This window comes from Streptosporangium sp. NPDC006007 (assembly GCF_040614315.1).
Taxonomy (GTDB): domain Bacteria; phylum Actinomycetota; class Actinomycetes; order Streptosporangiales; family Streptosporangiaceae; genus Streptosporangium.
In genome coordinates, this window is the sequence record NZ_JBEXUG010000110.1 from 1 (window position 1) to 1,305 (window position 1,305).

At 67.0% G+C, this 1,305-nt stretch carries 1 protein-coding gene; it reads right to left on the reverse strand.

Features of this window, described 5'->3' with window-relative positions; all coding sequences use genetic code 11:
• On the reverse strand, window positions 1–1,114 hold a 1,114-nt coding region (locus tag ABZ194_RS30365), incomplete at its 3' end, for an IS701 family transposase (protein ID WP_355600444.1).
• Window positions 1,115–1,305 lie beyond the last annotated feature (191 nt).

Sequence of the window (1,305 nt, forward strand, 5' to 3'; positions counted from 1 at the left end):
CGGGGCTGATAGGTGACGAGGCCTGGGTATCGGTGCGGCGTCGGGCGGCCGCGGCGCTCGTCGCGCAGATCGCCAGGGCGGCCATGACGAGCACGGTGTGACGCAGGATCGCTCCGTAGAGGCGGACCTGGGCCTGGTCCAGGCCGAACAGGTCCTTTCCGAACTCGAAACTTTCCTCGACCGGCCGGCGCAGTCCGGCGGCGGCTATCAGGCGAGGCAGGGCGAGGGGCTGGTCTTCGGGGACGTAGCAGTAGTGAAAGGCCGGCTCGCCGGTGGTGCGGTGCTTGCGGATCAGTAGGTGGTGGGTCGGGCTGGCGGTGGCGATCCAGGCCCAGGCGTAGGTGCGCTCGCCTTTGGATCCGTTGCCGGCGGAGCGGATGGTCCACTTGCGTTTCTGCTTCAGGTGCTTGGTCACGGCTTGCTCGCAGGTCAGGCAGGTGCCGCCGCCGAGCGTGAGGGGGAAGGTGGCGCGGATGCGCAGCACGTAGGCCTGGCCGCGCTCTTCGAGGAAGGCCCGTAGTGTCGTGCACGCGCCGTAGACCTCATCGCCGGCCACGAAGTCCAGGCGCGCACCGTCAGAGAAGGCATCGCGCAGCAGGTTGATGGCCAGCTCACCTTTGGTGGCGAAGGTCAGCTCCAGTGGTAAAGCCGTGGTGATCGCCTTGACTGGGTCGCCGATCTGCTCGGCGGGGATCCACTGCCGCGCACCGATCAGCGCATGGCCGGCCTCGGCGCGGACATAGGCCAGGTGCACGGTGTTGATGCCGTTGTCGATGCCGCCCGCGCAGCCCATGTGCTGGCGCTTGACGCCTGCAGTGGCGCTGCCCTTCTTCTCCTGGCCGGACTCATCCAGTACCCCCACGGTCAGGCTGCCCGGCCGGGCAGTGGCGTCCAGGCCGGTGATGGCGAACCGGCGCACGGCGCTCATCGCGCCCATGGTGTCCCAGCTGGCGCGGTTCAACAGCCGCTGAGTGGCATCGGGGCTGTGGTCACCGACCCACTCGGCGATCGTCCAGCCGTTGCGTTTGGGCAGGTCGGACATCACGGCACGGATGTACTTGGCAGCCTGCATCCGCGGTTCGACCCGGGCGAACATCGGTGCCAGCGCGCTCATGAGCTGCTCGGTGTTCCGCTGTACCCGCGCGGACTCTACGATGAGGGCAGCAGCCGCTTTCGATCTTGTTCTCGTCACACAGACATGATCATGAGCGGCTGCTCTCGTTGCACGGGATTGTCATCACAAGATCGCATCGACCTGACGCACATCATCCCAGCTCACGAAGCAAATGGCGGCTGCCGTACTAG